Source organism: Desulfosoma profundi, assembly GCF_055387865.1.
In genome coordinates, this window is record NZ_AP042420.1 from 2,150,267 (window position 1) to 2,165,195 (window position 14,929).

General features: G+C 57.9%; 13 protein-coding genes. 7 read left to right on the forward strand and 6 right to left on the reverse strand.

The features are described from left to right. Position 1 precedes the first annotated feature (1 nt). The 7 genes from ACZ5K9_RS09300 (at position 2) to ACZ5K9_RS09330 (ending at position 9,011) form a co-directional block, all read left to right on the forward strand. The gene (locus ACZ5K9_RS09300) at positions 2–739 is read left to right on the forward strand and encodes a UPF0280 family protein (protein ID WP_464271061.1); all 738 of its coding nucleotides are present in this window, start codon (positions 2–4) and stop codon (positions 737–739) included. Between the two features lie 97 nt (positions 740–836). Beyond that, positions 837–1,313 carry a YfcE family phosphodiesterase gene (locus tag ACZ5K9_RS09305; protein WP_464271062.1) on the forward strand — a complete coding sequence of 159 codons (477 nt, stop codon included), beginning with the start codon at positions 837–839 and terminating at the stop codon, positions 1,311–1,313. 10 nt (positions 1,314–1,323) lie between these two features. After that, positions 1,324–1,824 carry an HIT family protein gene (locus ACZ5K9_RS09310; protein ID WP_464271063.1) on the forward strand — a complete coding sequence of 167 codons (501 nt, stop codon included), beginning with the start codon at positions 1,324–1,326 and terminating at the stop codon, positions 1,822–1,824. Then, the gene (locus tag ACZ5K9_RS09315; protein ID WP_464271064.1) at positions 1,811–2,191 is read left to right on the forward strand and encodes a hypothetical protein; all 381 of its coding nucleotides are present in this window, start codon (positions 1,811–1,813) and stop codon (positions 2,189–2,191) included. The genes ACZ5K9_RS09310 and ACZ5K9_RS09315 overlap by 14 nt, the downstream gene beginning before the upstream one ends. 182 nt (positions 2,192–2,373) lie before the next feature. Further along, positions 2,374–5,076: a DNA mismatch repair protein MutS gene (gene mutS, locus ACZ5K9_RS09320; RefSeq protein WP_464271065.1), complete on the forward strand. Its 2,703-nt coding sequence runs from the start codon at positions 2,374–2,376 to the stop codon at positions 5,074–5,076. 78 nt (positions 5,077–5,154) lie between these two features. Next, a complete protein-coding gene (locus tag ACZ5K9_RS09325; protein ID WP_464271066.1) occupies positions 5,155–6,990 on the forward strand; it encodes an N-acetylmuramoyl-L-alanine amidase in 1,836 nt (611 codons plus the stop codon). Next, the gene (locus ACZ5K9_RS09330) at positions 6,987–9,011 is read left to right on the forward strand and encodes a ribonuclease catalytic domain-containing protein (protein ID WP_464271067.1); all 2,025 of its coding nucleotides are present in this window, start codon (positions 6,987–6,989) and stop codon (positions 9,009–9,011) included. The genes ACZ5K9_RS09325 and ACZ5K9_RS09330 overlap by 4 nt, the downstream gene beginning before the upstream one ends. A 66-nt stretch (positions 9,012–9,077) precedes the next feature. Here the strand turns inward: ACZ5K9_RS09330 and prfB are convergent. The 6 genes from prfB to ACZ5K9_RS09360 form a co-directional block, all read right to left on the reverse strand. Continuing rightward, positions 9,078–10,221, reverse strand: a protein-coding gene (gene prfB, locus ACZ5K9_RS09335) for a peptide chain release factor 2 (protein WP_464271068.1) whose coding sequence is annotated in 2 segments (ribosomal slippage) — positions 9,078–10,142 and positions 10,144–10,221 — 1,143 coding nt in all. Because the reading frame shifts where the segments join, the coding sequence is not laid out codon by codon here. Between the two features lie 83 nt (positions 10,222–10,304). Continuing rightward, the gene (gene lnt, locus ACZ5K9_RS09340) at positions 10,305–11,855 is read right to left on the reverse strand and encodes an apolipoprotein N-acyltransferase (protein ID WP_464271069.1); all 1,551 of its coding nucleotides are present in this window, start codon (positions 11,853–11,855) and stop codon (positions 10,305–10,307) included. 14 nt (positions 11,856–11,869) lie between these two features. Beyond that, on the reverse strand, positions 11,870–12,742 hold the full coding sequence (locus tag ACZ5K9_RS09345; protein ID WP_464271070.1) for a hemolysin family protein: 873 nt from the start codon (positions 12,740–12,742) through the stop codon (positions 11,870–11,872). Positions 12,743–12,830: 88 nt separating this feature from the next. Further along, entirely contained in the window at positions 12,831–13,748 is a 918-nt protein-coding gene (speB, locus tag ACZ5K9_RS09350; RefSeq protein WP_464271071.1) for an agmatinase, read from the reverse strand. Between the two features lie 6 nt (positions 13,749–13,754). Further along, positions 13,755–14,204 (reverse strand): adenosylmethionine decarboxylase, encoded by a 450-nt coding sequence (speD, locus tag ACZ5K9_RS09355; RefSeq protein ID WP_464271072.1) that lies wholly within the window; start codon positions 14,202–14,204, stop codon positions 13,755–13,757. An 86-nt stretch (positions 14,205–14,290) separates the two neighbouring features. Next, the gene (locus ACZ5K9_RS09360; RefSeq protein ID WP_464271073.1) at positions 14,291–14,842 is read right to left on the reverse strand and encodes a cupin domain-containing protein; all 552 of its coding nucleotides are present in this window, start codon (positions 14,840–14,842) and stop codon (positions 14,291–14,293) included. Positions 14,843–14,929 lie beyond the last annotated feature (87 nt).

Below are 14,929 nucleotides of genomic sequence, written 5' to 3' on the forward strand. Positions count from 1 at the left end.
CATGGCGGCCGCCCAGCCGGTCCATAGGTTTTATCGAGAGCGCCACAAGGCCGGGCCGTGGCACACTTTCCACGTGAAGGTGGACCAGACCGACCTGTGGGTGCGCGCAGACGCCGATCTCTCGCACCGGACCCACGACTTGGTGCTGACTTACCGACGTCAGATCCTCCAATACGGCCGAACGGTTCCGGGGTTTTTGACCGCCTTGAAACCGCTTCCCGATGACCCATTGGCCCCGGGAATCGTCCGGCGCATGCTGCGTGCCGGGCGCATGGCCCAGGTCGGCCCCATGGCCGCCGTGGCGGGGGCTATTGCCCAAGCGGTGGCCGAGGGACTCATGGCGTGGACGTCGTCGGTGGTCGTGGAAAATGGCGGGGACTGCTATGCTGCGGGCCAGGACGATCTGGTGGTGGCCGTCTATCCTGGAGAGACCTCCCCCTTTCGGGACCGGCTGGCTCTGAAACTGGCCGCCGAAGAATTGCCGATGGCTGTCTGCACCTCTTCGGGCACCTTGGGCCATTCCCTCAGTTTCGGACTGGCCGACGCCGCCACGGTCCTCGCCAAAGACGCCGCTCTGGCAGATGCCTGCGCCACAGCTCTCGGCAACCGGATCCGAACCGTCGACGACCTGGAGCCGGCCCTGCAGTGGGTGCAATCCATTCCCGGGATCTTCGGGGCTCTGGTGGTCTTCCGCGATCGCCTCGCCGCGTGGGGACACATCACCTTGACAGTCCCCTGATTTCCAAAAAAACCTTGTGTTTCCGGGGTCGGGCTGCTATATGCTCGAATAACCATTGAGATTCAAAGCATTTTTTGAAAATGCGCGGCAAGAAGAGATGAACATTGTTGTGCTCTCCGATACCCATCTCACGACCGTCACCGACGAGTTACACGACGTGTGCGCTCGTTATTGTGATCCGGCGGATCTTGTCGTGCATCTCGGGGACTGGACGGCAGGGTGTGTGCTGGACTTTTTCGAGCACTACCGCTTGGAAGCCGTGTGTGGGAATATGGACGACGTTTCGGTGCGTCTGCGGTTGCCGACCAGGAAAACCTTTCGAGTGGGCAACTACTGCATCGCCCTCACCCACGGCTGGGGGTATGGGAGAGATATCCAGGCACAGCTGCTCCACGAATTCGATACGGCGGATGTGGTGCTTTTCGGTCATACCCATCGGCCCCTTGTGGAAAAGAGGGATGGGCGGCTCCTGATCAATCCGGGTTCAGTGTTTTCAGGTCGAGGCTTGCAGACGCGGACCCTGGGTTTGCTGGATGTGGGCACGTCATTGCACGCGGAGATTATCGCTCTGTAGGAGTTGGATCATGCAGAATCTGTGGGCACCGTGGCGTATGGAATACATTCTGGGAAAACGGGAGCCCTATTGCATTTTTTGCCCGGAAGGCGATGGCCTGAGCGACGCGGAACGCCTGATTCTCTATCGCGGTCGGCTGACCATGGTCATGATGAACAAATATCCCTACAACAGCGGCCATCTCCTCGTGGCGCCATGGCGCCATGTCAGTCGTCTGGAAGATCTCACGGAAGAGGAAATGACCGACCTGATGAAGAAAATGCAGATGAGCATCACGATTCTCCGCCGGCTTATGCGGCCCAACGGTTTCAATGTGGGTCTCAACTTAGGATCGGCGGCCGGGGCCGGTGTGGAAGACCATCTGCATTTTCACGTGGTGCCTCGTTGGGAAGGGGATACGAATTTCATGACGGTCTTTGCCGACGTTCGGAGTATTCCTGAGCACCTGAGACAGACTTACGACAAATTGCGGCCGCATTTCGACAAGGAGAAGCTCCATGAAGCTGTTTAGGCTCTTAACGACACTCCTGCTGGTAGGCGTGATTGTCCTGTTTGTGCGCCAAAATATGGCGACCTTTCAGAGGGATCTGGATTTCAGTCTGTACCTGTTCATTCGTGAGGATGTGCGTTGGACGTTAAAGGTTTCCACCATCATTTTCCTTTCCGGTTTCCTGGGCTTTTTGGTGGGACTGGCGCTCATGTTTCGTCCCTTGTATCAGACCCGCAGGGCCCTGCATGAGGAGCGCTCCGAGAAAGAACGACTCTTGGCCGAGCGGGCCAGAGCCATGGAAAGCGCTCAGGGGCTGAACAAAACCGCCGAGACAGCCCAACCTCCGGAGGCGGCCGTGGTGGAAACCACGTCAGAGACGGTGTTCTGAGGATGTGCTCACGCCGGGAAGACATGCCGGAATCCGGCTGAGAGGAGCCCCCGGGTTTTGCGTTTTCGCTCAAACGGCAAGGACACCACCCCTTCCAAGGATCACGCGGCAAACCACCAGCCACGGTGAAACGATGTGTGCGAACAAGCTCGGAGCGAGCATGTTCCAGATGGTACGCGGCCATGAACAAAATCACCCCGATGATGCAGCAATACCTGGAAATCAAGGCTCAGTATCCGGAGGCCTTGCTGCTCTATCGCATGGGGGATTTCTACGAACTTTTCTTCGATGACGCCGTCACGGCATCCCGCCTTTTGGACATTGCCCTCACCTCTCGGGACAAGAACGCGGAACACCCGGTGCCCATGTGCGGCGTTCCGTATCATGCGGCCGAAAGCTATATTGCGCGTCTGGTCGGGGCGGGACACAAGGTGGCCATATGCGACCAGGTGGAGGACCCGAAGAAGGCCAAGGGCTTGGTGAAGCGGCAGGTCACACGGGTCATTACGCCGGGGCTGGTTGTGGAAGGCCAGAATCTTTCGGCAAAGGACCCGAACTACCTGGCCGCTGTGGCCCACAAGGGAGGCCGCTACGGTGTGGCTTATGTGGATGTTTCCACCGGCGATTTTCAGGTGGTGGAGGTGGAATCCCGGGACGCTCTGCTCCGCGAGATCGCTCGGGTCAACCCAAAAGAGATTTTGGTCTCCGACGATCAGGCCGTCTCGTGGGTTTCAGATTTTGCGTCCGTCCATCCTGTGGCGGTCACGGTTTTGGACGAGTCAGCCTTCGACGCAGCGCGGGGCCGGGAAAAGCTGCTGGATCATTTTCAGGTCTACTCGCTGGAGAGCTTCGGCCTTGGGGAGAGTCCGCTGGTGATTCGGGCGGCCGGGGCGATCTTGGAGTACTTGCGGGCCAATCACATGGAAGCCTGCGCGCACCTTAAAAAGATCAGCCCTTATCGTTCCACGGATTACATGGCTTTGGATGAGGCGACGTTAAAGAACTTGGAGGTGCTCCAGGCGGCGTCCACTTTAAGCCGGAAGGGCTCCCTGCTCCACGTCCTCGATGAGACACAGACCCCCATGGGGGCTCGGCTGCTTCATAAATGGATCCGTTATCCTCTGCTGGATGTCAGGGCCATCGGCCGAAGACAGGAGGCGATCGCCGAACTGATCAGCAGAGGCGGCGTGCGTATCCAACTGCGGGATATCCTGAAAAAAATAGGCGATATAGAGCGCATTGTGGGCCGGGTGAGCGTCGGCGCGGCGGGACCTAAGGATCTGGCGGCACTGCGTCGTTTCCTGGAGAGACTGCCGGAGATCCAGGAACTCCTGCACGACGCTGCCTGCGAGTTTCTCTTGGAATTGAAAGAGCGCTGGGATTCCTTGGAGGATGTGACCCAGCGCATTGCGTCGACCCTCGTGGACGATCCTCCCTATTCGTTGGCCTCAGGAGGTGTCATTCGTCCGGGAGTGGACGCTGAGCTGGACCATTACAGCCGACTGGCCCTGGATGCCAAGGGCTGGATGGCCGATTATGAAGCGCGGGAACGGGCCCGGACGGGCATCAACTCCCTCAAAGTCCGATATAATAAAGTCTTCGGCTACTTCATCGAGGTCTCGAAAGCCAATTTGGGGCTTGTTCCGGGCGATTACGTGCGCAAACAGACCTTGGTGAATGCCGAGCGTTTTATCACCGAGGAGCTGAAAAACTTTGAGGAGCAGGTGCTCCAGGCCGACGAAAGGCGCCGCGAATTGGAAGAGCGCCACTTTGAGGCGCTTCGGCTCTGGGTGGCTCACCATGCCGAAAGACTACTGGAGACGGCGCGACGTCTCGCCCATTTGGATGTTTTCGCGGCTCTGGCGGAAACGGCATGCCGTTGGGGTTACTGTCGGCCGGTGGTGGACGACGGGGGTGCCATTCACATTCGGGAAGGACGGCATCCCGTGGTGGAGAGATTTTTGCCTGAGGGAGCTTTCGTGCCCAACGATGTCCGTCTGGATTCCCAGGACCACCAGATCCTTATCATCACCGGGCCCAACATGGCGGGAAAATCCACCATCTTGCGGCAGACGGCGCTACTCGTCCTCATGGCTCAAATGGGCTCGTATATTCCGGCGGCAGAAGCCCGCATCGGCGTCGTGGATCGGATTTTCACCCGAGTCGGCGCCTCGGATGACCTCGCCCGGGGACGCTCCACGTTCATGGTGGAGATGCAGGAGACGGCGTACATCCTGCACCAGGCCACACCGCAGAGTCTGATCGTTTTGGACGAGATCGGCCGGGGCACATCGACCTTCGATGGGATGAGCCTGGCCTGGGCTGTGGCCGAATATCTTCACGATCTGCACGGGGTCGGCGTGAAAACCTTGTTTGCCACGCACTACCACGAGCTGACGGAGTTGGCGGAGAGGCTGCCGCGGATCAAGAACTACAATGTGGCCGTCAAGGAATTCGAGACTGACATCGTGTTTTTCCACCGACTGCTGCCCGGGGGGACGAACAAGAGCTACGGCATCCATGTGGCCCGCCTGGCAGGCCTTCCTCGAGAAGTCATTGTGCGGGCGCAAGACATTCTCAACCAATTGGAGGCGGGCAGCCATCGCCCTCCCGAAAGATTGAAGGATGCCGGGCGCCAGGTTCCCCGCCGGAAACCTCGGGCAGGGTTTCAGATGAGCCTCTTCAGGCCGAGCATGGAATGGCTTCGGGATACCATCATGGCCTTGGATTTGGATCGGATGACCCCTCTTACAGCCCTGAAGACCCTGTATGGACTTCAAGAGCAGATCAAGGAGCGATCCACTGCAGGGGTGTCCAAATCCGGGGCCGACGGCGGTGTCGGGGCGGCATCCGCGGAGGGGGTATCGGCCGGCCCCGAGGGTTGAAGGCCCACGATGGAGCCCCGAAGACCTTGCACGGGCGTTCCTTTTCATGGCATTGTGGTCGAACGGCGGAGGTGCACCATGAAAGGATCATCAAGGAGACCTCATAGCCTGGTCTGGATGTGGGTCATCGTCGCAACGCTGGGGCTGTTTGACGTGCTCGCTCATGCGCAGACGCCATCGGCGCTGGAAAGCCGCTACGTAGAGGCCCGCCGGCAATATCAAAAGCTCGTGAGCCGGTTGGATGTTGCTGAAAATCGGCCGCTGTTTCGGAAAAACATGGAAAATTTCCAGGAGATTCTCCGACAAGACGGGGCGGATCGCCTGGCCGACCGATGCCTTTTCATGATCGCTCAATCGTACCACCACCTCTACGACGCCCAAAAGTTGGAAGAAGATTACAAGAATGCTCTGGTCTTCTACAAACAGACAGCTTTGCGGTATCCCCAAAGCCCTTTGGCCGATGACGCTTTGTTCCTTTCCGGAGTGTTGTTGGAAGCCCGGAATCCGGCCGATGCGTACGTGGAATTTGAGCGGGTGTCAGTGCTGTTTCCCCAAGGGGATTTATCGCCAAGAGCGCGGCAAAAAGCCCAGGACCTGGCGGCGAAGCTGAACGAAAAGCCTTCGACACCGCCCCCTGACGCGCCAAAGGTTTCCGGTCAGCAGGCTCAAGCAGCGCAGAAGACCAGTTCCCCTGGTGAAGGGAAAGGCTTGGGCAACGAGCCCGGACAGCTTAGGGAGCCATCCGCGGAGAACCCCAAGGCCGTGGTGGAAAAAATCCATCATTGGTCTGCGGATGAATACACCCGCGTTGTGGTATATCTCAGCCGCCCCGTGAAATACACCCGCTCAGAATTCCTTGCGGTACCCAAGGAGAAACGTCCCCCCAGAATCGTCCTCGACCTGGAACGCTGCGGCGTTCGACCGAAACTGAAGCCCATGATCCGCATTATGGACGGTCTGCTTCAGGATGTGCGCGTGGAATCGGCGGGAAATGACAAGACGCAAGTGGTGCTGGATCTCCAGTCCGTGGAGTCTTACCGAGTCTTCTCCTTGGCGGATCCGTTCCGCGTGGTGATCGACGTGCTGGGCGAAAGAAAAGCGGAGCCTGCGGCGGCCGCCGCACCTCCCAAAACGTCTCCGGCTCCCCCTCCACCCAATGCTGTGGCCACGCCCGTTCTTAAAAAAGGCATGCCCAGCATGATCGAACAACTGGGGCTCACGGTGCGCCGCATCGTCATCGACCCCGGCCATGGAGGCAAGGACAAAGGGGCCATAGGCCCCAGCGGCGTGTTTGAAAAGGACATCACCCTGGCTATCGCCAAGCGATTGAAGAGCATTCTGGAAAAGGAAGGAGGATATGAGGTTTTCCTTACCCGGAGCACGGACCGGTTCCTGAGTTTGGAGGAACGGACGGCGATTGCCAACACGAAAAAGGCGGACCTTTTCCTCTCCATTCACACCAATGCCCACACAGACCCAGGTCTTGGCGGTATTGAGACATATTTCCTTAATTTTTCCAAGGACAAGGAATCGGCCCGGGTGGCCGCCTTTGAAAACGCCACATCCGCCAAGCAGATCAGCGATCTGGAGGCCATTTTGAACGATTTGTTGCGCAACACCAAGATCAGCGAATCCTCTCGGTTGGCCCAAGAAGTCCATCATCGGTTGATCGAGAGCCTCGAACCGAACGTCAAGGTTCGGGATCTTGGCGTAAAACAAGCCCCCTTTTATGTGCTCTTAGGAGCCCAAATGCCCAGCATTCTCATTGAAGCGTGTTTCATTTCCAATGTCCAAGAAGAACGCCTGCTGAAGGATGCCGACTTCCAGAACGAGTTGGCGAAAGCCATCTCTGTCGGGATCCGTTCTTACAAGGACCGGCTCGCTCAGGTCGGCCGCCGTGGGGAAGGCGCATGAGCGCGTCCGAGTGGGCCGAAGTGGCGCCCGGAACCGTTGTCGAATTTTTCGAGGCCAAGGAGCTCCTCCTCGGCGTCTGCCTTGTCGTCAAAGATCAAAGACTCAACGTCTTGGCGGAGACCAACCGGGAGATGAATCTGGTGCTCCGCCGCGTGGTCACGGCGTCTCCTGCCAAGCTGAATCCGACGCACAGCCGGGACGATTTGGTCCGAGCTCTCAAGAACATCCGACAGCTGCGCGAATCTCTGGCCGCGCAAGTGGACGTGGCGGAATTATGGTCTGTCCTGGAAGGCGAAACAGAAGCCTATCATCCCCGAGATCTGGCCGAACTGGTCTTTACCGGTGGGGTGACCGACGACCATGTGGCGGCCGTCCATCGCGTGCTCCTTGCTGACCGTCTCTATTTTCAATACAAAGACGGCTTATTTGTCGCCCGAACGGCGGACCAGGTGGAGCGTCGGCGGGAAGAAATGGCCCGGGAGGCGGAACGGGAACGCCTTCTTGAGGAAGGCGCTCTCGGGCTTCGACGAGTTTGGCAGGCCAAACCCGGAGGAAAACACGATGGCCTTCGGCAGGAAATCATTGAGAAGATCAAGGATTACTGCCTTTTCGGCCAGGAGGCGGAAAGCGCCCCCTTTGTCAAAGAACTTTTCGGTCGGGCGGGGATTCCCGTGCAGCAGGCGGCGGCCTTTCGACTGCTGGTGCGCCTCGGGGTGTGGTCCGAAAACGAGAATCTGTATCTCCATCAGCAGGGGTTGGCCACGGATTTTCCTCCGGAAGCTCTAAGCGCCGCCGAGGCGGCGAGGACCCGGGTGCATCAGATCACTTCGGGGGAAGAACGGGTCGATTTCCGGTCCCTCGGAGTCTTCACCATTGACAGTGCTTCCACGCGGGATTTGGATGATGCCTTGAGTTTTCGCCCTGTGGGGGAAGATCGGTGGGAAGTGGGCGTGCACATTGCCGATGCCGCCCATTTTGTGCCCATAGACGATGTCCTGGATCGCGAGGCAGCTTCTCGGGTCACCTCCATATACCTGCCGGACCGGCGGATCCCGATGTTGCCCCCGATCTTGTCCGAAGAAGCATGCAGCTTGTGCCTCGGGCAGGACCGGGCCACCTTGAGCTTTATCATGGAAGTGGATGCGTCCGGCCGGATCCATCGATGGATGATCCGGCCCGGTATTGTTCGAGTCACCCGCCGTCTGACGTACGAACAGGTGGACAGCCTGGTGGAAACCGACGAGACATTTAAGACACTGTTCCACCTCAGCGAGCGGCTCAGGGAACAGCGTCGGGACAGGGGAGCCGTGTTGCTCCCCCTGCCGGAAATCCACATCAATGTTAACGACCATGGCATGATTCAGCTTGAGCGCTACGAGAAAGAGAGCCCCAGCCAGATTATTGTCTCCGAATGGATGATCGCGGCTAACGGTATCGCCGCCTCTTACCTTGCCGAGAGGGATCTTCCGGCCATTTATCGATGCCAGGCGGAGTGTCGTCCGGAAACGGAACAAATCCAAAGCGATTACCCCATCTTTCACATCTATCGGCAACGCCGGTTGTTTGCCAGAGCGGAACTGGAGACACGGCCGGGTCCTCACTGTAGTCTGGGCATGAATCCATACACGACGGTGACCTCCCCGATCCGGCGTTACGTCGATCTGGTGGTTCAACGTCAGATCAAAGCCGATTTAAACCAAGGCCGGCCCGCCTATTCGCAGGAGGCTCTCGAAAAGATCCTCACTTCCGTACGAGTGCAACTGGGCAAGGTCGCCTTCGTTCACCGCAAATGGACCCGCTACTGGATTCTTCGCTATCTGGAGCAGGAGGACATCCAAACGCTCAACGCCATTGTCTTGGATAAAAACGCCAAGTTCGCCTACCTTCTTTTGCCCGATTTCCTCCTGGAGGTGCAGGCGCCTTTGCCCCAAGAACAACCTGTGGGAGCCGGGGAGATGGTCCGGCTCAAAATTGAACGTCTGAACCCTCGGGACGATCTGCTCCGTGTCCAAATCGTTTGAGAACACTTACAGGGAGCCGGCGTGCCGGCTCCCGGCAGGCGCTTTTCGAAGGTCGGTCACAGGGGTTCAAGGGGAGGTGGAGGCGGCCACGCCGGCCGAGTGGTCTTGCAGTTGCTGGAAGAGGAAAGCTTCCATGAAGTCGTCCAACTCGCCGTCCAGGACGCTGTCCACATTGCCCTTTTCCACCTGGGTGCGGTGGTCTTTGACCAATCGGTAAGGTTGGAGCACATAGGAGCGGATTTGGTTTCCCCAGGCAATCTCGTCCAGGTTGTCATGCAGTTCCTGCATTTCCGCCTGTTTTTTCTGCATCTCTCTTTCATAAAGTCGTGCCCGAAGAACCTTCATCGCGATATCTCGGTTGCGGTGTTGGGAACGCTCGTTTTGGCACTGCACCACAATGCCCGTGGGGATGTGGGTGATGCGGACCGCCGAACTGGTCTTATTGACGTGCTGACCGCCGGCGCCGCTGGAGCGATAGGTTTCCACGTGGAGGTCCGACGGTTTGATGTCGATGACGATCGAGTCGTCCACTTCCGGGTAAACAAAAACGGCGGCGAAAGACGTGTGCCGGCGTCCACTGGCGTCGAAGGGTGAGATCCTCACTAGCCGATGAACGCCGGATTCGCCTTTGAGCAGCCCGTAGGCGTACGGGCCGGAAACCGTGAACGTGGCGCTCTTGATGCCGGCTTCTTCCCCCTCCAATAGATCCACCACCTCGGTTTGAAATCCTCGACGTTCACACCAGCGCAGATACATGCGCAGAAGCATTTCCGCCCAATCCTGTGCTTCGGTACCACCGGCGCCCGCGTTGATGCTGACGATGGCATTGCGGGCATCGTTTTCCCCGGCGAGCATCTGGCGGACTTCCAAGGCTCTGATCTTTTTCTGGAGCTCCTTTGCCTTCCGAGCGACTTCTCGGACCGTGTCCTGATCGTCCTCTTCCAAGGCCAGATCTAAAAGAAGCTCGTTTTCCTCCAGCTCTGTTTTCAGCGTGTCGAATTCTGCGGTGATTTCCGAAATCTGGGCTCTTTCCTTGAGGACGTCTTTGGATTTTACAGGGTCGTCCCAAAACTCCTGCCGGGACATGAGGCGATCCAGTTCCCGGAGTTTTTCGCGTTTTGCCGGAATGTCAAAGATAGCCTCCGAGAGTGTCGACACGCTGGTGTAATTCTTTCATGGTGTTGCGGATTTCTGCGGGTTCAATGACCATGGTGTGTCCCTCCTCGAGAGCCGTTTTTGAACGGCGTATTGTATTCAAAATATACCAAATTTCGGCGCCGACCCACAGGAAGATCAGAGCTTGCGGGAACTGATTGTTGACGGCACCTGCCAAGCCCGTCCCCCATACACGACACAAAGCAGTGTCGTCAAGGTGCAAACCCAAGGGAAGAGATTCCCGTAGCGGACGAAAAAGGTGGGGTCTCCTGGACCAGGGACGATGGCGGCCCCGGCGGTAGCCGTCACGTCTAAAGGGAGCGAAGTGAGGGTCTTGCCCGTTCGGTCGAATACCGCGCTGATGCCCGTATTGGCGCACCGCACCAGGGGGACTCGACATTCTACGGCGCGCCAGCGGGCGATTTCCAAATGCTGATATGGGGCGGCTGTGCGGCCGAACCAGGCGTCGTTGGTGAGGTTGACGAGAAAGCGGGCGCCATGGCGCACTTCGTCACGGGCCAATTCTGGGAATATGGCTTCGTAGCAGATGAGCACCCCGAGGGCGGTCCCCTTGAAGGGAAAAACCGCCGGATCTTCCCCCGGCACGAAATCCCCTGCAGCCGCCACGAGCTTTTCCACGAAAAAGAGCACACGCTTGAGGGGCACATATTCGCCGAAAGGGACCAAGTGGCGTTTGGCGTATGCGGCGGCGATCCCTTCGGGAGGATGAAACAACACGGCGCGGTTCTGCAGGCGTGGCGATGTCCCGTCGGGGATCAGCCATGGGATGCCGAGCAGGATGGGGGTGTTCAAGGAAGTGGCGATTTCGTTGAACTTTCTGGTGGGAGCTTCTTCGAGGCCGTAGAAAAAGGGCGCCGCCGTTTCCGGCCACACCAACAGATCCAGAGGGTTTTCCTGTAAGGCCGCTTCAGAAAGGTTGCGGTAGATGTCCAGCGTCTTTTGTTGAAAAGTTGGGTCCCACTTCACGGATTGATCGATGTTGCCCTGGATGAGGGCAATGTGGATGGCCGACGACGCATCGGGTGTTTCCCGCCGCAGGGCGTGCCCTCTCCATAACCCATAGCCGACAAAAACGGTACAGCAGAGGACAGCGGCCACGACGTGGCGCAGCCCGGATCTGTGCTTCAGCAGTCGCGCAAGGACGGTATTGACGAGCACCACCAACCACCCGACTCCGTAGACCCCGGCGATGTCGGCGGTTTGTAGGAGGGGATCGACCGCGGTTTGTGTGTAGCCCAAATTCGCCCAAGGAAAGCCGGTCAGGGCATGAGCTCGCAGCCATTCCAAAGCGATCCATAAGCAAGGCAGGCCCCAGATCCAGAGGGCGGGGGAGGCGTGCCAACGCTGGGCGGCCAAAAAGAACACGGCGGGATACAGCGCCAAGTAGGCACAGAGAAGGCATAACACGGCCGCCGACACTACCAAGGGTAGGTTCCCGTAATGGGTCACCACATAAGTGATCCAGTAGAGCGTGGTCAGGTTATGGACAAAGCCTGCGACGAAGCCGAAAAAGCACGCTGACCGGGAAGAAAAGCCGTCGATACGGATCAGGAGAGGGATGAGGGCGATCCAACTCGCCCCATAAAGGTTCCAGGAGGGAAAACCCGCGGTGAGTAACAGTCCCGTGGCACAGGCGGCCGTCCAAGGAGAGGTGAGCAAGGTCGTCAAAGAACGGCTCCCGGTCAACTGGACGATTCTGATTCCGCCTGGGCATTTTCAATCAGCCCTTGATGGCGGCGGATGCGGACTTTCTCCACCTTTCGACTGTCGGCAGCTTCCACGACCATTTCCAGGTTCTTGTACAGAACCTTCTCGTGGACGGCAGGCACCCGCCCCAAACGGCTGATGATAAAGCCGCCGACGGATTCAAATTTCCCCTCGGGAAACTCCATATCCAAATAATCCTCCAGCTCCTCAACATCCAGCCGCGCGTCCACCAAGATGGTCCCGTCGTCCTGTTCCGCCAGCCAGTTTTCCTCAGCGTCGTACTCATCCATGATGTCACCGATAATTTCCTCGATGATATCCTCCATGGTGAGCACGCCGGCGGTGCCGCCGTATTCGTCGATGACAATGGCCATGTGGGATTTTCGGTGCCTCAGGTCCCGAAGGACTTCGCTGATTTTCTTGGATTCAGGGATGAAATAAGGCGGCCGGAGAATATCGCGAAGCTGGAGCTCGGTCTTTCCCCAATGCTGGAGGAGATCCTTGGCATGGAGGATGCCGATGATGTTGTCGATGGAATCCTGATAAATAGGGATTCGGGAATGGCCCGATTCCACAATCAAGGTGATGAGAGATTCTACGGACGATTCATCGGGAGCTGCGACGGTGTCGGTCCGGGGCACCATCACCTCGCGAGCCACCGTATCCCGGAAGGAGAAAATCCCTTGGATCATTTCTCCTTCGTCTTCAGATATGAGCCCGCGCTCTTCCCCCTCATCTATCAGCTGTTGGATCTCTTTTTCCAGATCTTTGGGTTTATCGATCCGCGAGAGGCGGCGCAGGGCTTTCTTGAGCCAGCGCGACAAGCCTTTGGCAGATTCTTCTTCCAAATTTTTCCCTCAATCTTGCACGTCGGAATACAGCCGGAGTCCATGGGGGACCGGCGAAGCCCACAAGACTGTATAAACTTAGCAAGCCCTATGAACGCTTGTCTAGAAAAATATGGGCGAGCGTCTTGTGAACCAGTCGGGCCGCGAGAAAATCGGGGGCGACCATGCCGGGGATCGGGCACAGTTCCATGACGTCAAAACCCACGACACGGCTTCGGGCGGTGACGGCTCGAATGATGGACAGCAGATCGTACCATCCCAGCCCTCCCGGCTCAGGTGTGCCCACGGCCGGCATAATGGATGGGTCGAGCACGTCCAGGTCAATGCTGAGATAGACATAAGGGCCTATGTGATCCATGATTTGGGAAACCGTCGCCGCTCCCCGGACCACCTCTTCGGCCGAAAAGACCGGGATGCCTTTCTTTTGGATCAGCGCATGTTCTTCCCGGCTCATGGAACGGAGCCCCACTTGCACGAGGTCCGCTACGTCCAGGACGTGACTCATGACACACGCATTGCTAAACGGGGTGTCCTGATAGGACTCGCGAAGATCCGGATGAGCGTCCAGATGGAGAACCGTCAGCGGGCGGAAACGGGCGGCTGCCGCCTGAATCATCCCCAAAGACAACAGGTGTTCCCCGCCGAGGAGGACAGGGATTTTGCCGGCTTCAAATAGTGCCGCCCCGACGATTCGCACCCGCTCAACCATATCGCGAGGGGACGCAGCCGTGACGTTCAGTTCCCCCAAAGTGGCGATGCCGTTCCGATAGGGTTCGGTTTGTGTGTCTTCTTCGTACGATTCCAACTCCCGGGATGCCCACAGGATGGCTCGAGGTCCCTCCCGGGTGCCGACCTTAAAGGTGGTCGTCCCGTCGTAGGGTGCCGCCACGATCACCGCGCGGGCCTCTTCCACGGGGCGCGCGTACTGCGGAAGCCCCAAAAAAGACAAACAGGGACCGAGGTGCTCCAACACCTCGGTCCCCAGCACATCATTGTTCATTTCCATGAAGAATCAGCGGCTCCGTTGACGCAGCATCCGGTCCATGCGAACCACGTGGGTAGAATCTTTAATGGTGTTGGGAAATTCCTGGCCCCGATCCAAGACGTTGATCTCGCACTTCTGGATCCGAAAGCGCTCTTTGACAGCCGCCACCGCCTTATCCGTATCGAAGGGCTTGCAGGAAAACATGTCCAAGCTCAAGTACCTCTTCTCGGGGAAGGTGTGGATGCTGATATGACTTTCCGCAATGAGCACAAATCCTGAGATGCCCCAATCTTCCGGGACCACCCCATGGTATCGAAAGACGTAGGGGGGCATGATTTTGGTCATCTCCATCTCTTGAGGGTACTCATCCAGAAAGTTGTAGATCCCGTTGATGTCTTGCAAAACTCCAGGGTCACACCCGTAGCCATCCAGCATCAAATGGACCCCGAAGCCGAATTCCGGTTTTTTCGTGGTCATTTTCGCACCTCCCCGCCCGTGCGATGGATCGACCGGGAAGCCGAAGGCTGCCGGTCATGGCATTCTTGGACCAAAGGTCCGATGTTTCAAAACCGGGATTGGCTCACCACCCAGAGAATGTGGGCTTCGCCCCGGCCGGAATTTTCCACCCAGTGCCGCGTGGAACTCTTAAAATAGAAACAATCCCCCACACTCAATCGATGGGGTTTGTTGTCGAACCACAGGGTGATCGATCCTTTGATGACAAACCCGAATTCTTCCCCCTCATGGGGCGTGTGTTCGACGGTTCGCCCCCCTTTTTGCATCTTGACGATCACCGGGTCCATGACCCGTCCGAGCGCCCTCGGCAAAAGGAAGTAAATGGCGCACTCTTCCGTGGATTCGGAACTGAGCACGCGCGTCTTCTTTCGGGCTACCACCGTAGGGCTTGGCATGTCCTGGAAAAACTCCGCCAAGTCCATCCCCAAGACATCCAAGATGCTCTTCAGCGTTGCAATGGACGGAGACGTCAAGTCCCGTTCCAGCTGGGAGATGAATCCCTTGGTCAGATAAGCCCGATTGGCCAGTTCTTCCTGGGTCAGGCCGTTTTCCATGCGGAGCCGTCGGAGTTTATCTCCGATCTTGAGGCCGTCCTCCATGGTTTACCTATATTAAACAGAAAGTTTAAAAAAGCGCGCTTTGTATAAGGGCACAGCCCCCCGATGTCAAGAAAAAATTTACGAGGT